The following is a 21831-nucleotide window of genomic DNA, read 5'->3' on the forward strand; positions in this document are numbered from 1 at the left end:
GGGTACTTAAAGCGGCGCCCACCCCGTAGGACCCCTCCTCTTGACGCCGTGCCAGCCCAAATCCATCTCCACCGACCGATGAGGATTTCGACGTGTGGTTGCACGGAAATGAAGAGGAGGCTCTTTCGCTTGCAAGGCCATACCCCGCTGAACGGATGCGTATCGTGCAGAAGGGAAGTGCAACGAAGGATATGTTGGGACAGGTAGCCGCATAATAACCGTTAAGCATCAATCGGTATGGAGTTCAGGGGATACCTGCTCTATCACTGCCATGAATGCGTATCGGAGTTGGTGAGATGGCGAAGGCGGCAAAGGTGATCAACAAGCGGGATGTGGCGGACTGGTTCGCGGGGCAACCGTTCGAGGTTCAGCAATCCGTTCTGGATGATTTTAAGAAGACGCATGATCTCTCCAAGGAACAGCGTATCACCGCGCTGGAAAAGGAAATCGCCTCTCTGCGCGGTGGTGCGAAAACCATTATCGCAAGGTCAGCAAACAGAAGGGGCGCGATGAAGGGTATGAAGGTCGAACCTAAGTACCGGCACCCTGAAACCGGCGAGACCTGGGCCGGCCGCGGCGTGCAACCGACCTGGATGCGGGAATACCTGAAGAAGCGCGGGAGCAAGATCGAGACGCTGCTGATCAAGAAGTAGAGCAGCCAAATCAAGGGAAAGGGCGGATCCGCAGGGTCCGCCCTTTTTCTATTGGAAGACCAGTTCGTCCTGCGGCCGGTGGAACGGATGCGGTGCCGCAAGTCCGTTGAAGACCGGATCGACCAGATAGTTGGACCGCTTCGCCGTTTTGATGTGTTCCCCGTTGAGCAGGAGGAGGCTTTCTTCGGGCAACCCCTCGCTTGGGTAGAACTTTCCGAGGTACTCGCTGAGGGCTTGCCGGGCGGGTGGAGATTTCGCACCAAAGTATTGCTGGACGGCACTGTTGTTGATGATGGTTTCCCAGTCTCTCGGGTAGACGGCTTTGAGTTGGGAGAGATCCTGCCAAAACGTCCAGACGCGCATTCCATAGGAGCGCATGAGGGTGATGGCTGCTTTCAGATCGCTCATGTGCCCGAGCTGCGCGGTCTCGTCGATGAGGAAAAGGGTTGGTTGTTGCGGGGCGCGCTTTCGTCTGGCGATCGCGGCCAGCATGACCCCGATCCACAACCGCAACAGCTTCCCGTGCGAGATGAGCTTGTCTGGCGGAATGATGAGATAGATGGTTTGCATGGCCCCGGCGGTAATGTCGTCGAGGGGAATGGTGCTGCTGGTGAGCGAGGCATGTACGGAAGGTGAGCGAAGGAACCCCATGTGGGCTTGGGCCGTGGCCATGATGCTGGCGCGCGTCTTGTCGGATGAGAACTCAGAAGACGTGATGACGTGCCTCATTGAAATACCGCGTGGCTTTTCAGGGATCATGCCGTGGGCGTGCATTACGGCTTGGCTGAATTCATCCGCGATCGGGGCCCCCCTGATGGCTTCCTGCACGTCTTTAAGGGTTGGCTGACGCTTCAGTGCTCGGAAGAGCTCACAGATGACGGCGACGATCATGGCGGTGGCGCGTTCGTCCCAGAAGGGATCGTTATGGGAAGCGTGTTCCTGCATGCAAAGCTTCGCGACGACTGCGGCATTGTCTTCAAAGCAATCCGAGTGCGGGTCGATAAGGTCCATGGGGTTGAGTGAATCCCCAATATCGTCTCCTGCGATAGAGAAGGGGTCGAGGCGATGGACGAGGTGGCCCATCTGTCGTCTGCGCTCGGCGGTGACCGCGTAGTTCTCTCCCTTTGGGTCAACGACGATGGCGGGGCCACGCCATGTCAACAGGGCGGGGATGGCGCATGAAACGCCCTTGCCGCCTCCTGTGGGCGCCATGGTGAGGAGGTGGCCTTCGTGCCCGGTATCCCAGATGGGGGTGAGGGTGTTGCTGTCTTTGTCTTCTGTCCAACCGAGCAGGAGGCCGTTCAAGGGGGTATCTGGACGCGGCTTACGGGGTTTCATGGGTATCTCATGCATTTTAATCGGGACTGACTAAACCCTATCGACAGGTTTGGACAAAACTATGGTGTGCAACACCGCATGTTGCCGTCACGCGACAGGGCGCATTGCGCAGTGCGGGTTATGCGGAGACGGAGTGGGTTGGTTCGGGGTAGCGTGTATCGGAAGAAAGACGATGCATGGGAAAGCCCGACAGGGACTGCGAAACCGCACTGAAACCGCCGTGGTCGTTGGAAGAGTATGAACGCTGGCAGCGGGATCAAGAAGAACGCGATGAAGCGGAACGGGAAGCGGTGTTTGCCGAAATCCTCACGCGTGATGACCCGGAATGCGAAGCGGCGGTGAAGGCCTTGGAAGAGGCGAAGTGGGGACGTTCCGACCGCGTGGTTGATCGCTAAATGGGCAAGCCAACCTACGTCCGTGTGAATCGGCAAAACGAGTGGTCATCCATGTTGCTTTCCTTGGTAACAACATGGTGGAGCGGTGTTCACTGATTTCAGGGGGGCTACCCGAAAAGGTTGCCTTGCTTCCATTTGGCGATGGCAATGGCATAGGCAGCGCTGTCGGCCTCCCGGTCGGCCCATGCTTTGAAATAACTGACCGCACCACCAAGCGTATCGAGCTCCTTCTGCTCAAGGCCGTGGTGGCAATATCCGCGCACGCCCAACGGAAACGGAACATCCTCGGGCGCGCGCAACGTGATGACGGTCCAGCCCTCAATGCGGCAGTCTCGGGTGGTGGTGACGCGGCAGGTGACGCCCCGCCAGATGAGGGTTTCGTAGGTGGTGCGGCTGCTACGCGGCATGGGCCACCTCCTTAACGAGGAAACTGAGGAGGTAGCGGGTGGCCTCGGATGCTTTCGCGGCGGCCGTGAAGATGGCCTTCTTGTCCGCTTTCATCACGCGCAACCAGTGATGAAGGTACTGCGCATGGTCGGTGCGCGGCTCCGCGGAGATGCCGAGATGGGCACAGATGAAGGCGGCACCGGTCTCGGCGCAAAGCTCCTCCATGCAGTAGCTTTCGCTACCGAACCGGCCGGTCATGTCGCGAGCAAGACGGGATTTGTGGCCGGTTGCGTGGATGAGTTCGTGGGCAAGTGTGGATTCGTAGTGGAATGTGCGTTCTGCCGCTTCGGTCTGTTGGAAGCAGCGATCGTCGGGCATTTGGATGAGATCCTTGCCCATGTGGTAGTAGGCACTATCGCCGCCGGTGAGAACTTTGACGCCTGACACGGCCACGAGCTTCCGCATGAGTTCATGCCGCTCAAGCGGTGGCGTCTGAGGTAGCGATGGTACTTCGTACCCATCAACCTGGGCGGCGTTGAAGACGTGGGAATACTTCAGCGCCATGCGCTTGCCGTCGTCCGATTCATGGTCGGGGTTGGGGTCCACCTCGTACTGTTTGTAGAAGACGATGACGGTGCCCTTTTCTCCTGCGCGCACCTGGCACCCCATCTGCTGCCATTGCTTGAACGAGGCCCAGATGGCGTGTTCGTACTGCTTTTGCTCGGCGGCACACCACAGCCATACCGTGTTCAATCCTTGGTACAGGGCCTTGGTGTGGGCGTTGCGGGGGAGGGTCGCCCCGAACCCTGAACGCTGCCACGGCATGCGGTATTCGCCGGGGTTTGCTTCGATGGCGGCGACGATGTGGTCGGTGACGTGCTGGTAGACATCCAGCGGCTTTTTGTTTCGCATGGGGCTTCTTTCCTTCCGAAGCCGCGCCCGATGCGCGGCTCGTGCGCCGGAAGGAAGCCGTGTATCGCCGGGCCCCCGCACCCACTTGGGCGCGCGCGAGCGCGAGGGCAAAGCCCTTGCGGGGTGGGCGTCCCGGCTTAGGCGCACGCTCCCGAGCCGCGCATCGCGGGGGAACTGCCCTCTCCCCTTTCCGGGTAATCCAGTTTGTTGTGAATTGCTGACAAATGGCGTATACAATTATCCGCATAAGGAAAGATTTGCGGATTGAAAGACACTGATGCTGCCCTGCTGCGGGACAATCCGGAGCGATATGCGACCACCGGAATGAGCTGGTCCAATCCGAACCACTACGTGACCATGTCGAACGGGTTGCACCAGGTGCTGATGATGGTGTTGGCCAAGCAGCAGGGCCTGCGAAACGACGAACACCTCAGAATATTGAAGCGGCAGCAGGCGCGTATTGAGCAACGCATGAACGTGCTTGACCGCGCCGCTTGGCGTGAACGAGTTGAGCTTGTCCATCCGATGGATGATGCAACCGTTGTCTACGGTCTCGAGAAGATGGCGGATGCGCTGGAAGAAGGGTCGGCTGCGTGGATTCGTGCGAAGGAAGACGGTGGAAGTAACGTCTTTGCGGGAACGATGCTGGGTGTTGCGGTGGGGTTTGCGGCCTCAATACGCGGGCACAGAGCTTCGGAACGGTTTTCCGTAGGCCCGTTTGGCGCTCTGTCGAAAGTAAGCCAGCTGATGACGGAAGCTGATGTTCTCTTGGAGATGCAGGATCTGCCGGCGTTGGCAGAGCTCATTAACAAGGCGCGGCAGGTTCCAAGTGGACAAGAGATTGTACCCGGAAACATAGGCAGCGCTCCGTTTGTGGAAGCGCTTCTAAAAGTGATCTCGCAAACAAACGCGCGCATAGAGGGGAATGGCCTCGCTGGTTGATGGCAGTGGCCGTGAAGCGCGTCGTCAATAGGCGTTGAGGGCAATAGCCTTCGAGATGATGTTCTGTACGAGTTTCGCGGACGATGAGGTGACGCCATGCTCTTTCGCAAAGCGAGGCCACAGCGACAAGGCATCCGCCACCTGCTCGATGACATTTACGATTTCGGATTGGGGGAATCCAACGGAACGGCCGAGGGCGATGAGATGTTCCTGTGCGGGATGACGCGCCTCATTCATGACCGACATGCTTTGGAAGCCGTTGGGCCCGGATGAGAACGTGAGGTCGTAGGCGGGTGACGCCGCCCATCGCCCGGTTTCGTCCATGAGGAACGAGAAGTTCTTACTGTGGTCGTCGCGGTTGTGTGAAAGCACGTTGAAGACGGCAAGCCGGTACATGGCTTTCACGTCGGTGGGGTTGAGGGTGAGTTTGTGGGTGAGGGCCAGCACATTCTCATAATCGAAGCTGGGATGGCGGAAATCATCGTGGACGAGCCCGGACAGGGAGTGGGCATGCAACCGCTTTCCCCCGACGCGGTCGAAGCGCTTCGTTCCGAAATATCCGGGCCCGGTGTGTGACGGGAACAGGTGGCAATCACTCATTGTGATGCCTGCCTCCCGAGCCATCAGGAAGTAGACGTATTCGATGGCGCCGGCGTCGGCGCTGTCAGTCGATCCCGGAAACTTGATGAGCCATTCTTCTTCGCCATCGGCGGGCGGCGCGGTGGTGAGATGCGTTCTGTCGGCGCTCACGGACACCAATACCTTTGGACGGGCGCCTCCCGATGATCCCGCGGCGGCGCGCAGCTGTTGCAGCATGTGGTCGGTGGACCCGTTGAGGATATTTTGGCTTGCGGACGCGTAGCGATCGAGGTCAAGGGCTGACGGTTGCTGTTCCGTTTTCAATGACGGTTGATAGGTGAGGGCTCCCATCCCCGTGCTTCCCACCATGCCTAGTTCATCAAGCGGACCGAGCGAAGCGGGGTCTATGCCGCGCTGCTTCAGCGATTGGTGCAGCAGGAGACGGCCCCAACCGTCTGGGAGACTGTCGTTGAAGACGCCGGGCAACGAATGAAAGAGGTCATCGTTCGTGTGTTGGAGGCCATCCCGAAGCGGCAGCATGAACGGGGAGAGGTGCAACTGACGTTCGATGAAGGCTGTGAGATACTCGAAGAATATCGCTTTCCCGTTCGTGGCGAGGGTACCCACGGGGATGCTTTCATCTTTAAAGCGCAGAAAGACGTCCAGGCGCGTGATGTTGCTCATGACCGGCGCCCCCGTTGGCGTGCGGGCGTGGTTTCCACCCGAACCACATCGTCGATGGATTGGTAAGGTAGGGGGCGGGTGGAGAGGACGGCGAGGAGGTCTTTTTCCCGTCCAAGCGTTTGGACGATCTTCACGAACGAAAGGAGGGAAATTTGGCCGCTGCGTTCAAACGTACGCAACGAGGCGTAAGAAACGCCGGCATGCCGTGCCAAACCCTTTTGGGTGAAGTTCGCCTCAAGACGGAGGCTGCGCGCCTGATGGGCAAGGGTGGATACGATCTTGCCCGGGGTATTAAAGGTTAGTGGGATAGCGATTGTGAGTGCTTTCCTTGTCTATTTGTCAGTATAGTGATGAATAGGCAGATTTTCAAGCCTTGTCACCAAGTCATCAGTTCATGCGTTTGGAATACGTTACGGATTGGATGCGATTTCCCGTCCAACGGTCGAACATCGCGTTGCAGTCTGGGCAGGTAATCGCAACGCGCATGTCGAGATGGATGTCGTAGATGCCGATTGATCGCCGGAAGTGCGTTGATCCCCCGTAGTGGTGGCGAAGTTCGGGTGGAATTTCCTTGCCCACCCAGGATGCACCGCATGCCGGGCAGGCGAGGGGCCGGAAGGTCATGAATTGCCCTTCGCCATGCCGATGATTCCGACGATTGTCAGCAGGGCGGCAACGCCGAGGAGGCCGTAGTAGATGACCGGGTTGAGACAGGGGGTATTGGGTAGGAATTGCTTGGTGGTGTGGAAGCATTCAATGCCCATCATGCTTGACCGCTTGACCGCTTGACCGCTTGATGAAGGTGAAGGTGGCGACCCCGACGGCGACGCCGAGGATGAGTGCGGGCGAGAGTTTCATGGAGGTGTTTCCTTACAGGGGCTTGCAGGACAGGCGCGACATCATGGTGCCCTTGGGCATGTACATGTTGTCGTTGATCCGCATGATGCTTCCGAGCGCTGCACCGCGAGGATCTGTGATGTTGGGGAAGATGGTGTAGACGGTGAGTTCCACGTTGCTTCCAGCCAACAAGCCAACGGTGTTGCCGCCGGTGTTGACGACGGGTTTCCCTTGTTCAGGTTTGAGATTTCCATACTGGATGAAGCCGGTCTGTAAGTTTAGTGTGATGACATTGTTGGTGTCGCTGACCCCGGCGTCTTCGGGGACGTATTGACCATTCATGGCGGCATTCCTCCAGTGCTGGAGGATGGTGCAGCTGTAGCTTTGCGCTTGCGCGGTGGATGACAGCAGCAGGGCGGCAATGAAAAGTGGGACGTGACGCATAAGCATCTCCAATTATTGCGCGATGTTTGACGTGCTGGATTTGCGGATGACACCATTGTTGGCCCACCCCCGTACGATCGGTTCGGCGTTGATGCGGCTCCACGCCCCGTCGGGGCTGGTTTCTTCAATGTCGAAGGCGATGTTGGGCCCGAGCGTGCTCATGAGGTTGCCCGTGATGGCGGGCTGGTCGCGCACGTTGATTTCGGCGGTGGTGACGCGACTGCCGTAGAGCGGTTGTGCTGGTGGAGAAGGTGCTTGTGGCGACGGTGGATTGGCGGCGGCGAAGGGAAGGGCTTTGTGGAGGACGCGCTGCTTTTCTAGTTCCTGCACCATCTTTGCGTAGTTGACCTGTCCATTGGAGACTGCCTTCTCGAACAAGGTGGATGTGGTGTGCTCGCAACGATTACCGTTGAGGCCGAACCTGTTCTGCTTCTCTGTGATGCTTCCACCGGCTTCGATGTAGGCGATGAGGAAGTCGCGTGCCGGTCCCATTTCGGAGTCTTTGGGCGTGGGCAGCAATCCAAGAAGTGTATCGCGCTGGGGGAGTTCTGAAGTGATGGAAGTCAATCCACGTCCCCTGTTACAGGCGTGGGGGATGTTCCCGCGTACTTGGAAGACCCGGCCGAAGTTGGCTTTGTGGATGGCAAGCAACCCGAACAGCTCCGCATCCAGATTCTCGGCGGCAAGGGCGATGGGCTGTTGGTAATCGGGGTCTACCCCCTTTTCGAGATAGTCATTGAGGACGGAGAGGATGGCCCCCGCAACTTGCGGGATATGCCGGTATCGTAGGTACTCACGCACACAGGCCGGAAAGGGCTGGTTCTTACGCATATGGTCGGGGATGCCGCTGAGTGGATGAGGGTCTGCACCCTGTGAGAACGCGAATTTGATGCGCTTGATGGTGCTGTAGACATCATCGAAATTGACGGGCTGAAACATGTTGGAACGGGAGAATGCCAGGCACATGGCGGAGAAGACGGTTTGATCTCCGCCTGGCTCCATCTTTGCATTGAAGGGTTGCTTGAGTTCCTTGAAGACGTAGTCAAATGCCTCATCGCTGAGATAGGCGACGGAAGCAGGTAGCTTGCCTCCGCTATTGAAGAGGTTGGCGACAAGGGGAGAGCCGCCGACATTGTCGGGATCGATGTTCCCAAGCGAAGCCAGTTCGCGGGCCTTTGTGATGTTTCCCTGATGGATGGCTGCGAAATACTGGTAGTGGAGTTGGGTGAGGTTCGATTTTTTCGCCAACGCCGGCGAGGCGTTGATGGCGAAGACAAGACATGAAGCGGATATTGCCGCAATGCGGATATTCATCGGATTGGCCCTCCAAGTCAGGCGGGTTTGGCTTCGAGAACGATCTCAACCACCTCTGATCCGCGCCCGGCGGCCATGATCATGAAGACGAGGGCAACCCATCCGATGACGGGGATGAAGAGGCAGATGATGGCGAGGACCCAATTGAAGGTGGTGCGCTTGGAAAGGGTGATCTGGTTCCCTTCGTCGCGCAGCGTCTGGAACCCTTGTGCGGCATAGGCGGTGATGGTCTTCCGGAACGCTTCCGGTGACTGCACGGTAATGGTGCGTGGTGAGCTCATGAAATCCCCCTGGTCTGAAAATGGGTACGCTGGATGAAAGGGAGTGATCGGTAAACGGCGTGGCGTGGAATCCGCTGTTGTTGACGAAATACCCCCTGTTAGGTTTTTGGCTTCGGGGGGGGCTTCGTTTTGATGGCCGTCTGCTCCACATGCTGCCTCCTGAATTCAGAAGGGCGACAGCCGAACTCGCGGATGAACCGCTCGGAGAAGTGGCGCTCGTTGTCGTATCCGGCCCTCAATGCCACGTCGCGAACCAGGAGACGGGTATGGATCAGGAGGTGGCGCGCGAAGTGCAGGCGCGTGATGCGGATGATTTCACCGGGGGGAGGCGCATTGAGTTTTTTGAGCTCGCGCAGCAGCGTGGCCTGGCTGATGTTGTCCAGGCGCTTGGAGAGCGTGTTGAGCGTGAGGCGCGTCTCCTCGATGGCCAACTGCAAAGCCTTGCCGCTTCTGGAGGTATCCCGCTTGATGGCGTCGATGGCGATCCATTCCTCTTGCACCCAGCGGCTGGTGAGGTCGTACACCCGCGCAAGGAAGGGGGATTTTGGAACCGCAACGGGCGGCATGGGAGGATAGGCGGGCTTATCCTCTGCCGGTTTCTTGAAGCTTTTCGACATGGGTGGGTTGCTGATTCCGGATGGATTGCCGGCATCATTTGAACCGCTTGCGGATGAAGCAAGCGGGTTTCCCCGGTTTGACCTGAAAACCCCTGGCAATGACGACATACCCGCGGTTCCGTGTGCTGAGAGTGGCTAATGGATGGAGGAGTTGATGCCGTTGACCGGCTCGAACTTCTGCACAGCCGCGTGGAAGCTCGCCGGGTTGAGCCACAGCCACGTGAACAGGATCAGGCGCGGGTCCATGTTGCCTTTCGCCTGGTTGCAGGCGTAGCAGGCGAGGACCGTGTTCTTGGATCCGCGTGACCCCCCACGCGAGATCGGGATGAAGTGGTCGCGGCTTGGGGCATCCGCATGCGGCTGGGGCTTGGTGGGATCGACCATCTTTCCGCAGTAGACGCAGTGGCCTTTGAAGCGGGTGATCAGGGTTTCGATTTTCATGAGCCTGGGCACTTTGAACGGAGCAAGCGGGATCGTTCCCTCCGGCGGTGTGCCGGAAGGCGGCGGAAGGGGCTTCACGCAGTCCGCTGGGTAACGGAACCCGAAAAAGCAAAAGCCCTCCTTGTGAGAGGGCTTGCAGGACATAGTCCGGGCGCGGTTATCAGCGATGTATTGTGGGCATAATAAAAATGCGTAGCTATAACAGGTACATAATTTACCTCCAGGGTTTCCGCGCGTTTATTGGCGCGGAAGAAACGTTTCATGCGGGTTGGATTGAATTGTGGCGTCATCGCGTTTCCCGGATATGAGAGAGGACATGGTTGCCCGTTTGCGCCGGTGGGGTTCCGGCGCAGCGGGTGGGGTTCTTAGCGGTGTGAAGTGCGGCGCGAACGGGCACCGGTTGCTGTTATTTCGTCGCCGATTGCGGCGGCCATGTTGACGGCATTGCGTCAAAGTTCAGGCGTGGAAATCTGGGGCATCAGCTGCGTTCGTTGTCGTCAGGAAGCAGTGAGTGTGGATCAGCGCTTGGAATTGAGGCGGCGAGACGCTGAGCGTGATCGAGGGTGAATACACGAGCTTTTTTGCCAGAGGCAGCTCGAACGACATGGGCCTGGTCAATTCCGGTAAGGGTTGCGAGGTCTCTTATGGATAGGTTGTTGTTCTGAGCCAGTTGAATTGCCTTAGACCACACAGCCTTGCTGTTGTTGGCGCTGATTCGATAAAAGGCCCATTCCATGGTTTCATCGTCGGTGGGCGCGCGGCTAAGTTCATCGGCCGCGATGCTGAGGGTAGCGGCGAGTTCAAGGATGAAGTCATGATTGATGGTTGCGCGTCCCTGCGACAGGGCCGTGGCCAGATAGGCTTTCCCCTTTAATGCTTCCCGCAACGGTTCACCTGTGAGGTTCAGCCGGTGCAGGTGATATGCCAAGCGCGCCTCAAGGGCGTCGGGGTCTTGGCCATCGGCCAGCAAAGGCCATTTGTACGGCAGTCCGTTTGGCTTTCGTTGTGAAAGCCTATGGACACGTTTGCTCGGGTTCCTGACGGGGTTCGGTCAGGGTGAAGCTGGCTAAGGCGTAGGCAAATCCGTTGCGACGGATGAGGGGTGGCGTATTTTGGTTATTGATGGATGAGACGGCAGTACCGGCAAGAGTGACGAAATCCGTTACGGTGGCGGTGATACGTCAATGCCATAAACATCCGAGGGATGGCGATGGCGGGCACTTCGCTGTGGTGACTGAGGATGGGTTCACGATCAGAATAGAGGACATCAAATGCGATGGTGTCATTGTCTGCAGCGCGAACGCTCAACACAAGTCGTCACGGCTGGCGAATTCCATACTAGATGCCGTCGGCTTTTCGGAAGCGCGCAGGATGGTTGATTGGCCGGCGCGTGAGGCTCTGCGATCAGCGAAGACGAAGGTGGTTGTGGTCAATGATGCCGATGCGTTGTGGGCCGGGCTTAAAGGTAAGGCGCTGCGCGTCGCGGAAGCGCAGCTGATATACCTTTCCAATACGAGCGGTGCGAAGTTCGTGCTTGTTGGCGGAGATGCGATGGCCCGTGGCGTGAGGGGTAACCCGCAGCTTGCGTGGCGCTACGAGTTGTTGCGCACGGCCGAGCATGTAAGGTACTTCGCATAATTTCTTGACTGGTCGGAAATGGCAGATTTCCGCGCTTCGCATTATGTATATTATGTCAAATGCTAGCGCGTAAGTGCCCTATCGGACGGTCGGGCTCTATCGTTGTCCAGGTATCAAAATCATAGGGCCATTGACCACTTCTGCTCTGTATCGGGTCGGATCCTTTTCCTTCCGGAGATGGAACGGAAGGTCGTCGTAGTTTGCTTGCGAGATGTGAATGCGGCATTCGGCGCGAAGATGATCTACGTATTCGTAGACATGGGAGTGATGTTGTCCAGGTTCCCCGTTTATTTCTTTGAGGAGGCAGGCCCTCGTATCGGTTGCGAGGCGATCAAGTTCTGTGGCTCGTTTGGTGGCAGTTGTGAGGTTTGTGGTAGCGGTTTGTGCGTTGGTGGTCATCCTTAGATACTTTCCTTGTGAGGAGAGTATGGGGCGGGATTCGTTGCTTGCAAGGGGGGATGCGAATGGGGGTATTCAGGTTGGAGGCGCCTTACATCAGGCGCTCGTTGGGAACGCCTGAATTTGCCATGGGTGTTCAGGTGGCGAAAGTTGTGGCCGGTGACCGCATTTTGGTCGGCTACATACTGGGCGATATTGTTTTCATGTCAGATGAGGGCGATGGCGACGGCGGTGCAAAGCTTGACGACGTGTTCAAGCGGCAATGGCAGTGGCCAGAGATTGAGGTCACGGATCCATTCTTCAGTGCAGACGAAAGCCCGGAGCCGCGTGAGCATCTTGGCTTCTATCAGTGGTGGCGGGAACTGCCGGTTATTGGGCAGATGATCGAACTCAACGGGCTGACCGAAATCCGGCGGCTCGTGCCGAACTACAACCCATGGACGCAGGATTACGGTGTTCCGATTTCGCATCTTCCCTATCGGACGGTTACGGCGCCAGACGATGTGTTCTACCGGTTTGAGGCGTGGCCCGTGAGCAAAAGGGTGCTGCAAAGCAGCCAGCGGGTAATTGCGGATACCTATGCTGCCCCTGCCCGCGAAGCGCCGTTTGTGGCGTCGGGGTTCGGCGCGGTCGGCCGGTACGCCCTCCCAAAGCTGGGGCCCCATTGCTACCGCTGGGAGCTGCAGCCAATTTCGGGAACTGAAATCGATATAGGTGCTTGCATTCCGCAAAATGGCCAGGCGGGTGGTGGTGTTGAAGTGAGGTTCCGCAACGACACGGACATGCGCGGGCCGATCGCCAACCCCATCGTGTTCCCGGTGTATTGATGGGGTGCCGCATAACTGACCATGCATCTCGTTTCAGGTTCTTTGAGAACGAAGAAGTTGTACGCTAGGTTGGTGCATGGTCTCGATCAACAAGCAATGGTGGGAGCATCTGGCGCCAAAACGCATGCATGCGCGCAGACGTGAGGTTGAGCTGTTTCTGGCTCAATGGTGCAGGTCGGATTACGGCACGCATTGGCTTTCTTCCGCATCAAAACCGCATGGAGTTATTCGGGCGAAGCCTGGGCAAATTTTGCCCGTTGTGCGGTTCATTGCGTTGGCTGATCGGCCTGTCTTCATTGTGCCGCAGGAAAAGGTGTTGGTTGGGCACCGGACGGTGAATGACAAGACGGACTTTGCGTCAGGCCAGGCACTTGAAGGCGGTGAGCTTGTATTCACGCCCACGATCAGCTTGGACTTGGTTGAGGATGAGGCGATGTTGGCGGCCGCACGTCGTGGCGATAGTTCGCCGCGAGTTGAAGGTGTCAGGAAGCCGGCGCTTGTCTTTTCGGCACCAGCATCGCTGCTCATTGCACCGAGCACATGGCCGAAGAGGGCCTATGTCCTTTATCAGCACATTTTTGGATCTGGCGGATCTTACCCTGATGACGGGTACTTTTATGTCGGAGTGACGACGCGGAGCTGGCAGCAGCGATGGAATGAGCATCGTCGTTCCATGGAATCAGGAAGCCCGTTGCTGTTTCACAAGAGGTTGCGCGAGGAGCTGGATGCTGGACGGGTCAGCTACATCCATCACAAGGTGATGGGAATTACGGATGATTTGGAAGCGCTCTACGGGGCGGAGGAGCGTTTGGTTGAAGGCCACTGGCATGATGAGCGGCGCCTTAATATGATACCGGGTGGGAAGTCGGCCTTACGGTACATGCGTGAGCACGGGATGTTGCCTGATCGTGTCGTACCATCGCCGGATGAGCGGGACCGCCTTGTTACCGAATGGTTGCACGCCCATCCTCGCAAAGGTCTGCCTGCGCCGTGGGTTGCCGAGAAATGGAAGGACAACGCATGGGCTGTTGCTCAGATCTGTGGTCGGGATGGGCGGCTTTCGGTTGAGCAGGTTCTTGCTATCCGCGAATTGTCGGCAACGCACTCGGTCGAAACGATCGCCTTGCGGATTGGAGCGTCGAACACTGAACAGGTGCAGCGGGTCCTTGACGGTAAAACCTATACGCGTGTGACTTAGCGTGGGGAAATTCGGCTAAAGCTGCCAACTTTGCAAGCGCAGACGTTCTTGCGGGGCGAGCTGTGGCAGGAGTTGCCTGATTGTGAAAGCCGCCCCCAACCTCATGAGATCGGTGTTCCAGTCATCGAACATCGAGATAAGCAACCGGATTTCAAGTGCTTCATCGATATGGCGGAATGCAAGCTGTTCCGCCGCCACCAATCCCGCGGGATCGTTATCGACGGCGATGTAGAGACGCTTGAGCGTAGGTGGCAAAAGCAGTCCACCGAGGTGTGAAGCTGATGTGGCGGTGACCACCGGCATCAACGGCATCAGTGATCGCAACGCCAACATGGTCTCGAGCCCCTCCCCCGCGGCCATCACATCATGCGCCTGGCCCAACCGGATGCCGTGTCCAAGCACATTGCCCATGGCAAGGCGGGGAAATTCCAAATTGGCTTTGGTGGCCTCGTAAGGGTCGAGATAAATGCGGAGCGCGCCGGTGATGGAGCCGGCAAGATCGGTGATGGCGGCGATAATGGCGGGATGGGTTTCAAGGGTAGCATCGCGGTTGGGCTTGTAATAGCAGCCGGGATGAAAGCGCAGCCACTTGAGGTCCAATGAAGCGGTGATGTTTCGGTTGCTGAGATAGCGCTCCCCAAGTGTCCCAAGGATGGGGACCGACGCATGGAACAGGCGCGATGCGGCAAGCGGACTGTTGCGTGGGGCTGGCGATGCTACTGCGGGCTTTGAGGGAAGCGACAGGAAGCGCAAGGCTTCGCGGCGCAGTTCCGCAGTGGAGGAGATGTTCTGATTGTAGCGGATGAGGTCCAGCAGGTCGCCGTAATGATCCGGGTTGGCCGCATCGGCCCATTTTCCGGGTGGCTTTCCCGTGGATGAGGAATAGAGGCGCACATAGAGCGAGCGCCCAGGCGTGTTGAAGACATCGCCCACCAACCAGTATCGCCCATGCCGTTTGCCGTTGGAGAGGTAATGGGCACAAACGGCTTCCGCGTTGTCCGCCAACCGACGCGAGAGGGTTTTGAGGTCCATGAACGCCTCCTCAAAACGCGGTTGAGATGATGGGGTGCTTCCTGAGCAACGCGGCAAGGGTGGGTGGGCCATCGTGCGAGAGCGGGATGAACAGCCGCAACTTCCAGGCGATGGTTTCGGAGAACAGGCCCATGGCCTTGAGCTGCAGGTAGTGCGCGGGCGTAAAGCCCAGAACCTCAATGCGCTGCGCGTGCATGGTGGTGACGCGCTTCACGAGCAATCCATCCTGAAGGCGAAGGATGCCGTTGTTGAGCACGTGGTCCCAAGCTTCTTCCGGCGAGAGGTCGGGCTTGTCCTTGGTGAAGGCACCCAGCACTTCAACGGGAATGAGGCGGCCGATGTGGGCTTCCCCATCGTCGGTGGTGAAGCGGTAGACGCGGGGGTTGTTGAGGGGGAGCCGCTTCCAGTGGGGGAGAAGCAACCCGGTCATGACGTGGAAGCTTGTTTCGGTGAACTCGGGTAACGCGCACAGTTCCTCGGTCCAAAGCTTTTCGAAGGTTTCCTGGTCGCAAGGCTCCCAATGGGTGTCTGCCATCATGGATAGGGGAACGGCCGATGATTCCATGGGGCGCAACAGGCGCACCCGATCTTCAACGGATCCATCCTCGTTCATGAGGGAAGACGCCGGGATTTGCAGAGCGGCGCGGTTGGACTTGGTGTTCATGAGGCGAACAGAGTCCCGGTATTGGAGGTATTCGCGCAAACGCTCCAGCGTCAGAGGCTGTGTCCGTTCCTTCTTGCGCACGTGCAGCAGCAGCGTTTCGGCGCCTGTCATCGCGTTGGTGGCGATGAGTTGGCGGGATTTGACCGTAAGGCTCGCGGCCGTGATGCTTTCAAGCCCCACGTCATAGGTTCCGGCAAGCTTGGCGCGTTCAACGCGGGTTTCCAGAAGCTGCTCGAAGTAGAGGAAGACGGCGTTCTGCATTTCGATCTCGAGCGCCAGGACGCGGTTCAAGAATCGTGAGATGGGCGGCAGCTCGTCCAACAGCGTTCCATCACGGTCAACCAACTTGAGGCCGGTCGAATCCTGGAACTGCTGCAGCGTGGTGCAAGTCACTAAGCCCTTGTGCAGGTGCGTATAGAAGGTGCGCAAGGATTCCCGCGCGTAATGGGATTCCAGATTGTCGGAGGGACGGAACATGCCGTGGCCGCCGGTCTGGCGCTGCCCGCGCGTGATGGCACCGAGGCTATCCAGGCGGCGGGCGATGGTGGAGAGGAACCGTTTCTCACCGCGGACGTCGGTGGCGACGGGACGGAAGAGTGGGGGCTGTTTCTGGTTGGAGCGATGAGAACGGCCCAGCCCCTGGATGGCGGTGTCGGCCTTCCAACCGGCTTCCAGCAAATAATGCACGCGCCTGCGCTGGTTGAGGCAGTTGAGATTGGCGTGGTAGCTGCGCCCTGTGCCACCGGCATCCGAGAAGATGAGGATGCGCTTCGCATCGTCCATGAACGAGGATGTCTCAGAAAGGTTGGCGCTTCCGGGCCGGTTTTGCACGCAAAGCTCGATTCCCCTTCCTTCCTTGCGCTTCACGATGCGGCGCGATCGCCCAGTCACTTCCGCAACAAGATCGGTCCCGAAATGGTGGATGAGCTGATCCAACGCGGCCTGCACAGGCGGCAGCAGCTGGAGCTCTTCCAGCATCTGGTCCCGCTGTTCGACGGCCCAGCGGCACAACACGGGATGACCGTCGGCCGAGTAGACGGGGCGAGATTGGATTTCGCCCTCGTCATCGCTGTAGGTCTCAAAGAGCTGTGTCGGGAAGCTGTGCTGCAAGTAGTCCAGCACGTATTCGCGGGGCGTGATGTCGAAGTTGAGCGCGTTCATTTCCGAAGGCGAGAGGCTCGCCAAGCGCCGTTCCATCAATGCTTCGGAGGTTGAGACCAGCTGGATGACGGCGGCGCGCCCTGAATCGAGATCGTCCTGCAACGCCTTGATCAGCGTTGGCACCTTCATCGCCGTGATGAGGTGATTGAAGAGCCGCTGTTTGTTGGACTCGAAAGCGGACAGTGCCGCCGACTTGGCGTTCTTGTTGAGGGTGCTGCCACTGTCATCCGAGATGTTGGAGGCTTTCAGTGCTTCCTGCAAGCTGGCGTGGATGATTTTGTAGGCGCGCGCGTAGGCATTGTAGATGGCGATCTGCTCCGGCGTGAGCGCGTGCTCAAGGATGTCGACCTCAACGCCCTCGTAGGAGAGGGATCGGGCGACATACAAGCCAAGCGCCTTCAGATCGCGCGCCAGCACCTCGGACGAGGCGATACCGCCCTGCTGCATCGCCGCAACGAAATCCGCGCGGGTCGGGAACGGGAGGTCGTCGTTGCCCCAGATGCCGAGGCGCTGGGCGTAGGCGAGGTTCTCGATGGTGGTGGCGCCGGTGGCGGAGACATAGACCACGCGTGCATTGGGCAGCGCGTGCTGCAGGCGCAGTCCGCAAACCCCTTGTTGCGAAGCGGCCTTGGTACCCCGGTCGTTGCGGCTGGTAGCGGCATTGCCCATGGCGTGGGCCTCATCGAAGACGATGACGCCATCGAAATCATCACCAAGCCAATCGGTGATTTGCTTGAGACGTGAGGCCTTGCCTTCGCGTTCCGAAGACCGGAGCGTGGCGTAGGTGGTGAAGAGGATGCCGTGCGAAAGCGGAATTGCGCTGCCTTGCTTGAAGCGGGATTGCGGAGTGATGAGCAGCTTTTCCTGATTGAGCGCGCTCCAGTCGCGCTGGGCATCCTCGATCAGCGTGTCGGATTTGGAAATCCATACGGCCTTGCGCCGGCCCTTGATCCAGTTGTCGAGGATGATGGAGGAGACCTCGCGCCCCTTCCCTACACCGGTTCCGTCACCGATGAAGAAGCCCCTTCTGAACTGCACCGCGTTCTGGTCGTCCGAAGCCGCGGTGCATACGCGGTCAAGGGCATCTTCGACGATCCAGTGGCCGGAGAGCATGCGGGAATGGGCTTCGCCCGCGTAGACGGCGCATTCCAGCTGTGCATCCGACAATAATCCGTCTCGCACAACGCCGGAAGGAAGATGCGGCTTATAGGCGGGTGCCGGTGGCTTCACCGACGCCATGGCGGCCGATTGCACCAGCGCGGTCGGGTGCGGTTGGGCATGGGCGATGACGATGCGCTCGGGGGCGTAGGTCTGGTAGAGACCTTCCGTGACGCTCAACGCAGGCGTGTCGATAATGCTGTAGTCGAGCTCTTCCCCGTTGATGGCATGAACGGGTGCTGCAACCTGTCCGTATGATTTTTGTACGGGCTTAGAGGCGTGCCGAGTGACGGCCTGTTGCACGGCCGGCGAGATAATGCTCTTCGCGCAAGGTGCGCGGGGCGGCACCCATTGCACTATGTCGCGCAAGACGGCGTGAGGATCTGTTGCTTCTTCCGCCGTCCATTTGCAATCCGCGTTGGCGGCCGGAAGCTTGTCGAACACGGAGAGGCGAGTGGTGATGGTGGTTCCGTGGCGCCGGAACAGCTTCCCGCTGACAAGGGTGGTGTAGCGCAGCGTTGCAATGGAAAGCAGCGTGTCGAACGCTTCCTTCCATTGCGGACTGTGGGGCCACAATCCAGCACTGGTGATGGCGACCAGACGTCCACCGGGGGCGAGGCGGTGCAGAGCGGATTTCAGATGCCGGAAATCCATGCCCTGCAATGTTCCGCTGACCTTGGGCGACACAGAGAAGGGCGGGTTCATGATGACGACGGTGGGCTGAACCGCATCGCCCAGGCGGTCATGGATGTGTTCCGCGTTGAAGCCCGTGACCATGGTCTTGAACAGCGAGACGAGGATGTCGGCGCGGGTGGGGGAGAGTTCGTTGAGGTGAAGCGCGGCGCCCATGCTTTCCGCGAACACGGCCAGTTGCCCTGTTCCGGCGGAGGGTTCCAGCACCACATCGTCGTTTGTGATGGCGGCCGCCTCCGCAACGAGGAAGGCAAGCTCTAGCGGTGTTGAGAACTGCTGCAGCCCGATGCTGTCTTCGCTGCGGCGCGTATGGGTGGGGATGAGGTCTCCAAGCTTCTGCAGCATGGCGAGAAGATCGGATGCCTTGTGGGAGGACCGGCGCATGGAGGGGAGGAAGCGGCGGAGGAACAGCAGTTGGGCAATTTCCAAAGCCTCATAGGAATCCTTCCAAATCCATTTACCGGTGGCATCCGAAGCGCCAAAGGCCTGCTCCATGCAATGTCGGATGTCGTGCGCGGATGGCGCCTGTCCGCGTGAGAGGAAAGCGAGAAGAAGTTCGCCTGCCTCAAGGAGCGACGCGGACTTTGAACACGCGGTGCGTTCCAAATCATCGGGGAGCGGGTGTGTGGAAGATGCGGTAGTGGGCGCGTGAAGGAGCGACATGAAAAGGCCTCCGGATCAGGATTGAACCGGACCCCTTCACCCTCTGTGCAGGACCATCCGGCACCCCTTTCCGGGCCGTGCTCTATCTCTTGAGGGATGTTGGGTGTTTGCGACGGCGGGAAGCGCCCTCGTCGGGAACCCACCCGGTCGGGAGCACGCGGTAGCTTGCTTGCGTGCGGATGTAGGTGCGGGGTTTGCCCCTGTGGCCAAGCTGAATGAAGCCGGCATCCATCAACTCCCGCAATCGATAGCGGACGGCCTGCTGTGTGTAGGGATCATGGAGGGGGGCGAAGGGCTTCATGTGGTCGGTAAGTTCAACGACCGTGGAGCCCGGGTGGCAGTCTATGAGGTGAAGCAGCACTTGAAGGTTTGGGTGGATGGCCATGCTTGGAAAGTATTTCGCATGGCATGCGGCGGCACAAGAAAGCTGCTCAAAAATCACGCCACTTCCAGATGACGGTGTTGGTGGAGGGGGTAATCCCCTTCCCTTCGAGAAGGACGCAACGCCGCGCCAATTCTCGCACATGGGCTTCGGATTCATCTGAAGCGGCGTAATCGGAGCTGTAATGTTCGATGGCAACGCCCCTCCAGAAAACATATCCCTCATGGTTGCGGGTGATGTGCTGAACGCCATGGAACCATGGCTTGACGTATCCATCGCGCACCTGCCGCAGCAATTCCTCAAAGACATACAGGCCGGTTTCATTGAGTATCCCATTGACGGCGAGCTCAACAAGCTTGAGGTGCTTGGGATCGAGGTCTTCACCATCACGGGTTGCTTGCAGGATTTCGATGGCCTTGTCGCAAAGGCTGGAGGTCATTTGCTTATTCCTTTTGAATGGTCAGCCCTGATGGGGCGTGATGCCGAGATTTTAGTAACGGGCGGCCTGGTGGGCACGGGCGAGAACGCGGGCGGCGGACTTTACGGGTGCACGACCGACCCATCCTCCGTAGAAGCGCACCACCCACTGCGGTTTCCTGTAACCGCAGTATTCGCGGGCGATGCCGTAGCGCCGGTCTGGTGATCCGTTGAGGTGGCGGGGAAGATGAAGAGCAGCGGTCACGGCTTCACCTCCGGAGCGGGAACAGATGCATCGGGTTGGGCGGCGATGTAGGCGGCGACACGGTCGCAGCACCTGTCATGCGGTGTGCGGATGTCATCGTGGAAGCGGAAGTAGCGGCGCCCCATTTCAACATAGATGGCGGTGACGCAGCCTGCGACGCGTTCCGAGATCTTGAAGCTTTCGGCGCCACGGGCGTGGGTCCAGGCGACGGGTGGAAGGACGTTCAACGCGTAATCGAACTCTTTGGAGGTGATTTCCTGCACGGGCGTTTTGAACGAAGTTTCGTAGAGGTCTTGGGCCTCACGGGCAGGCATGGCGGAAAGCGCCGTTCCGTATTCCGGTTTGAGGCGGGCAATGGCTGCGGCATCGGTTTCGTCTTGGCGGACGTAGGCGATGATGTTGCGCGTGGCCGAGCAGTAGACGACGTGATGTTCCGTCATGGTCGGGGCTCCTTGTTGAATGCGCCGCCGGGCTTTCTCTTATTCGCCCGTGCGGACACCTCCCGGGGCCCTCCTCTTGCTTTATGCTTTTGGGCACGAAGTGCTGATCACTTCACTTGCGGCAACGACCGTCACCCGAATGGGCCGAGACCACCTTCGGGCTCGGCCGCGCGCGTGCGCGCGGTAGGGCGTGGCCCGACCGCAGGGAGGGAGCCGCCCACACTCAAAGAAGCAAGTTGAGGATTGTGATTGGTTTTACACAAGGTGATGGTTGCCGGCCGTGATCGGCCATTCGGAAATGACGTTAAATTGCGAAGCACGAATCTCGAGCGGACCTCGGAGTGGGCCATGCGCATACCAATCGTTTCGATCGTTCTACTTATTGCCGTCTCCGCAGGGGCTTCTGCTTCGGACCTCGGCGGCGTAAAGCTCGGCGCTCCATCCTTCAGCGCCATCATGCTGCACAATGACGGGTGCCGCCGCTTGGAGCGAGACGACCATTCTAATAAGACCGAGCTGGACCGCGTGTTTGATCCTGGTACGTCGGCGCTGGCTCTGGCGAACATGTGGACGCTGGAGGCGGATCTCGGGATCGATTTGTTGGATAGAGCTTCGACGGTCGAGCAGATCGAATACATCTGCAAGGATCGGCGCCAATACAGCATCACGATTGAAAAAGCGGAGCCCCAACGGGTGATGGGCGTGACCTTGCTTTATTGTTCCGGCGACGAACAGGAAGGTGAGAAGGTTTTGTACCGAAAGCTTGGTCGGGAATGGCCCGAGGGGTTTCAGGGCTCTGGAATGCCTGATGCCTCTCTGTTCAAGAACGATGAATTTCAGACGTTTGAAACGGCGTCCGCGCCATGGGCACCGGCCGTTCCGAAACATGTGGCGGTGACCGCCTACAAGGCACGGGAAGGCTGCATTGTCGAAGGGGTGGGCAAGGCCTTCATGTTCGGACTTTCGTTCTATGCGAAGGATCTCTATGCAGAGGTTTCGTCGCGAAGCACCGCGCTGAAGAAGAAGCGGATCAATACTGTGAAGCCGCCGGCGCAGCTCTAAAGGCAATT

26 protein-coding genes are annotated in these 21831 nt (G+C 58.7%); 7 read left to right on the plus strand and 19 right to left on the minus strand.

Annotated features, from left to right (window positions below; genetic code table 11):
* The first annotated feature begins 296 nt into the window (after positions 1-296).
* Positions 297-653, plus strand: coding sequence for an H-NS histone family protein (locus VHO05_RS12625; RefSeq protein WP_329646932.1), 357 nt, complete (start codon positions 297-299; stop codon positions 651-653).
* A gap of 48 nt (positions 654-701) precedes the next feature.
* Here VHO05_RS12625 and VHO05_RS12630 read toward each other — a convergent pair whose 3' ends face one another.
* Positions 702-1958, minus strand: coding sequence for a type IV secretory system conjugative DNA transfer family protein (locus tag VHO05_RS12630; protein WP_329646933.1), 1257 nt, complete (start codon positions 1956-1958; stop codon positions 702-704).
* Positions 1959-2167: 209 nt separating this feature from the next.
* Between VHO05_RS12630 and VHO05_RS12635 the strand changes: the two genes are divergently transcribed.
* A complete protein-coding gene (locus tag VHO05_RS12635) occupies positions 2168-2386 on the plus strand; it encodes a hypothetical protein (protein ID WP_329646934.1) in 219 nt (72 codons plus the stop codon).
* Positions 2387-2493: 107 nt separating this feature from the next.
* Here the strand turns inward: VHO05_RS12635 and VHO05_RS12640 are convergent, their stop codons facing one another.
* Both VHO05_RS12640 and VHO05_RS12645 read right to left on the minus strand, forming a co-directional pair.
* On the minus strand, positions 2494-2793 hold the full coding sequence (locus VHO05_RS12640) for a hypothetical protein (RefSeq protein ID WP_329646935.1): 300 nt from the start codon (positions 2791-2793) through the stop codon (positions 2494-2496).
* Positions 2783-3685, minus strand: a complete 903-nt coding sequence (locus VHO05_RS12645; protein ID WP_329646936.1) for an ArdC family protein — start codon at positions 3683-3685, stop codon at positions 2783-2785. The genes VHO05_RS12640 and VHO05_RS12645 overlap by 11 nt, the downstream gene beginning before the upstream one ends.
* A gap of 324 nt (positions 3686-4009) precedes the next feature.
* Between VHO05_RS12645 and VHO05_RS12650 the strand changes: the two genes are divergently transcribed.
* Positions 4010-4627, plus strand: coding sequence for a hypothetical protein (locus tag VHO05_RS12650; protein ID WP_329646937.1), 618 nt, complete (start codon positions 4010-4012; stop codon positions 4625-4627).
* A gap of 24 nt (positions 4628-4651) precedes the next feature.
* Here VHO05_RS12650 and VHO05_RS12655 read toward each other — a convergent pair whose 3' ends face one another.
* The 10 genes from VHO05_RS12655 to VHO05_RS12700 form a co-directional block, all read right to left on the minus strand.
* The gene (locus tag VHO05_RS12655) at positions 4652-5890 is read right to left on the minus strand and encodes a type II toxin-antitoxin system HipA family toxin (RefSeq protein WP_329646938.1); all 1239 of its coding nucleotides are present in this window, start codon (positions 5888-5890) and stop codon (positions 4652-4654) included.
* Positions 5887-6204: a helix-turn-helix domain-containing protein gene (locus VHO05_RS12660; protein WP_329647523.1), complete on the minus strand. Its 318-nt coding sequence runs from the start codon at positions 6202-6204 to the stop codon at positions 5887-5889. Before VHO05_RS12660 ends, VHO05_RS12655 begins: the two co-directional genes overlap by 4 nt.
* Before the next feature lie 73 nt (positions 6205-6277).
* Entirely contained in the window at positions 6278-6514 is a 237-nt protein-coding gene (locus VHO05_RS12665; protein WP_329646939.1) for a hypothetical protein, read from the minus strand.
* Positions 6511-6657, minus strand: coding sequence for a hypothetical protein (locus tag VHO05_RS12670; protein WP_329646940.1), 147 nt, complete (start codon positions 6655-6657; stop codon positions 6511-6513). Before VHO05_RS12670 ends, VHO05_RS12665 begins: the two co-directional genes overlap by 4 nt.
* Positions 6658-6760: 103 nt before the next feature.
* Positions 6761-7171, minus strand: coding sequence for a hypothetical protein (locus tag VHO05_RS12675; protein ID WP_329646941.1), 411 nt, complete (start codon positions 7169-7171; stop codon positions 6761-6763).
* A gap of 12 nt (positions 7172-7183) precedes the next feature.
* A complete protein-coding gene (locus VHO05_RS12680; RefSeq protein ID WP_329646942.1) occupies positions 7184-8485 on the minus strand; it encodes a hypothetical protein in 1302 nt (433 codons plus the stop codon).
* Between the two features lie 17 nt (positions 8486-8502).
* Positions 8503-8766, minus strand: a complete 264-nt coding sequence (locus VHO05_RS12685; protein ID WP_329646943.1) for a hypothetical protein — start codon at positions 8764-8766, stop codon at positions 8503-8505.
* 98 nt (positions 8767-8864) lie between these two features.
* The gene (locus VHO05_RS12690) at positions 8865-9383 is read right to left on the minus strand and encodes a helix-turn-helix transcriptional regulator (RefSeq protein ID WP_329646944.1); all 519 of its coding nucleotides are present in this window, start codon (positions 9381-9383) and stop codon (positions 8865-8867) included.
* Positions 9384-9518: 135 nt separating this feature from the next.
* A complete protein-coding gene (locus tag VHO05_RS12695) occupies positions 9519-9824 on the minus strand; it encodes an HNH endonuclease (protein WP_329646945.1) in 306 nt (101 codons plus the stop codon).
* A gap of 478 nt (positions 9825-10302) precedes the next feature.
* Positions 10303-10752 (minus strand): hypothetical protein, encoded by a 450-nt coding sequence (locus tag VHO05_RS12700; protein WP_291165617.1) that lies wholly within the window; start codon positions 10750-10752, stop codon positions 10303-10305.
* 194 nt (positions 10753-10946) lie between these two features.
* On the opposite strand from VHO05_RS12700, the gene VHO05_RS12705 reads away from it, so the two are divergent.
* From VHO05_RS12705 to VHO05_RS12715, 3 genes are all read left to right on the plus strand, one after another.
* Positions 10947-11462: a TniB family NTP-binding protein gene (locus VHO05_RS12705; protein ID WP_329646946.1), complete on the plus strand. Its 516-nt coding sequence runs from the start codon at positions 10947-10949 to the stop codon at positions 11460-11462.
* A 464-nt stretch (positions 11463-11926) separates the two neighbouring features.
* Positions 11927-12688, plus strand: a complete 762-nt coding sequence (locus tag VHO05_RS12710) for a hypothetical protein (protein WP_329646947.1) — start codon at positions 11927-11929, stop codon at positions 12686-12688.
* A gap of 76 nt (positions 12689-12764) precedes the next feature.
* Positions 12765-13886: a hypothetical protein gene (locus VHO05_RS12715; protein WP_329646948.1), complete on the plus strand. Its 1122-nt coding sequence runs from the start codon at positions 12765-12767 to the stop codon at positions 13884-13886.
* A gap of 15 nt (positions 13887-13901) precedes the next feature.
* Here the strand turns inward: VHO05_RS12715 and VHO05_RS12720 are convergent, their stop codons facing one another.
* From VHO05_RS12720 to VHO05_RS12745, 6 genes are all read right to left on the minus strand, one after another.
* Entirely contained in the window at positions 13902-14918 is a 1017-nt protein-coding gene (locus tag VHO05_RS12720) for a DUF7146 domain-containing protein (protein WP_329646949.1), read from the minus strand.
* A gap of 10 nt (positions 14919-14928) precedes the next feature.
* Complete coding sequence (locus VHO05_RS12725) at positions 14929-19257, minus strand: strawberry notch-like NTP hydrolase domain-containing protein (RefSeq protein WP_329646950.1); 4329 nt, start codon at positions 19255-19257, stop codon at positions 14929-14931.
* An 82-nt stretch (positions 19258-19339) separates the two neighbouring features.
* A complete protein-coding gene (locus VHO05_RS12730) occupies positions 19340-19642 on the minus strand; it encodes a hypothetical protein (protein ID WP_329646951.1) in 303 nt (100 codons plus the stop codon).
* Between the two features lie 46 nt (positions 19643-19688).
* Entirely contained in the window at positions 19689-20078 is a 390-nt protein-coding gene (locus VHO05_RS12735; protein ID WP_329646952.1) for a hypothetical protein, read from the minus strand.
* Positions 20079-20129: 51 nt separating this feature from the next.
* Positions 20130-20321, minus strand: a complete 192-nt coding sequence (locus tag VHO05_RS12740) for a hypothetical protein (protein ID WP_329646953.1) — start codon at positions 20319-20321, stop codon at positions 20130-20132.
* The gene (locus tag VHO05_RS12745; RefSeq protein WP_329646954.1) at positions 20318-20761 is read right to left on the minus strand and encodes a hypothetical protein; all 444 of its coding nucleotides are present in this window, start codon (positions 20759-20761) and stop codon (positions 20318-20320) included. The genes VHO05_RS12740 and VHO05_RS12745 overlap by 4 nt, the downstream gene beginning before the upstream one ends.
* 348 nt (positions 20762-21109) lie before the next feature.
* Between VHO05_RS12745 and VHO05_RS12750 the strand changes: the two genes are divergently transcribed.
* Positions 21110-21823, plus strand: a complete 714-nt coding sequence (locus tag VHO05_RS12750; RefSeq protein WP_329646955.1) for a hypothetical protein — start codon at positions 21110-21112, stop codon at positions 21821-21823.
* Positions 21824-21831: the final 8 nt, after the last annotated feature.

The sequence above is a fragment of the Hyphomicrobium sp. genome, assembly GCF_036262015.1.
Classification (GTDB): Bacteria; Pseudomonadota; Alphaproteobacteria; order Rhizobiales; family Hyphomicrobiaceae; genus Hyphomicrobium_C.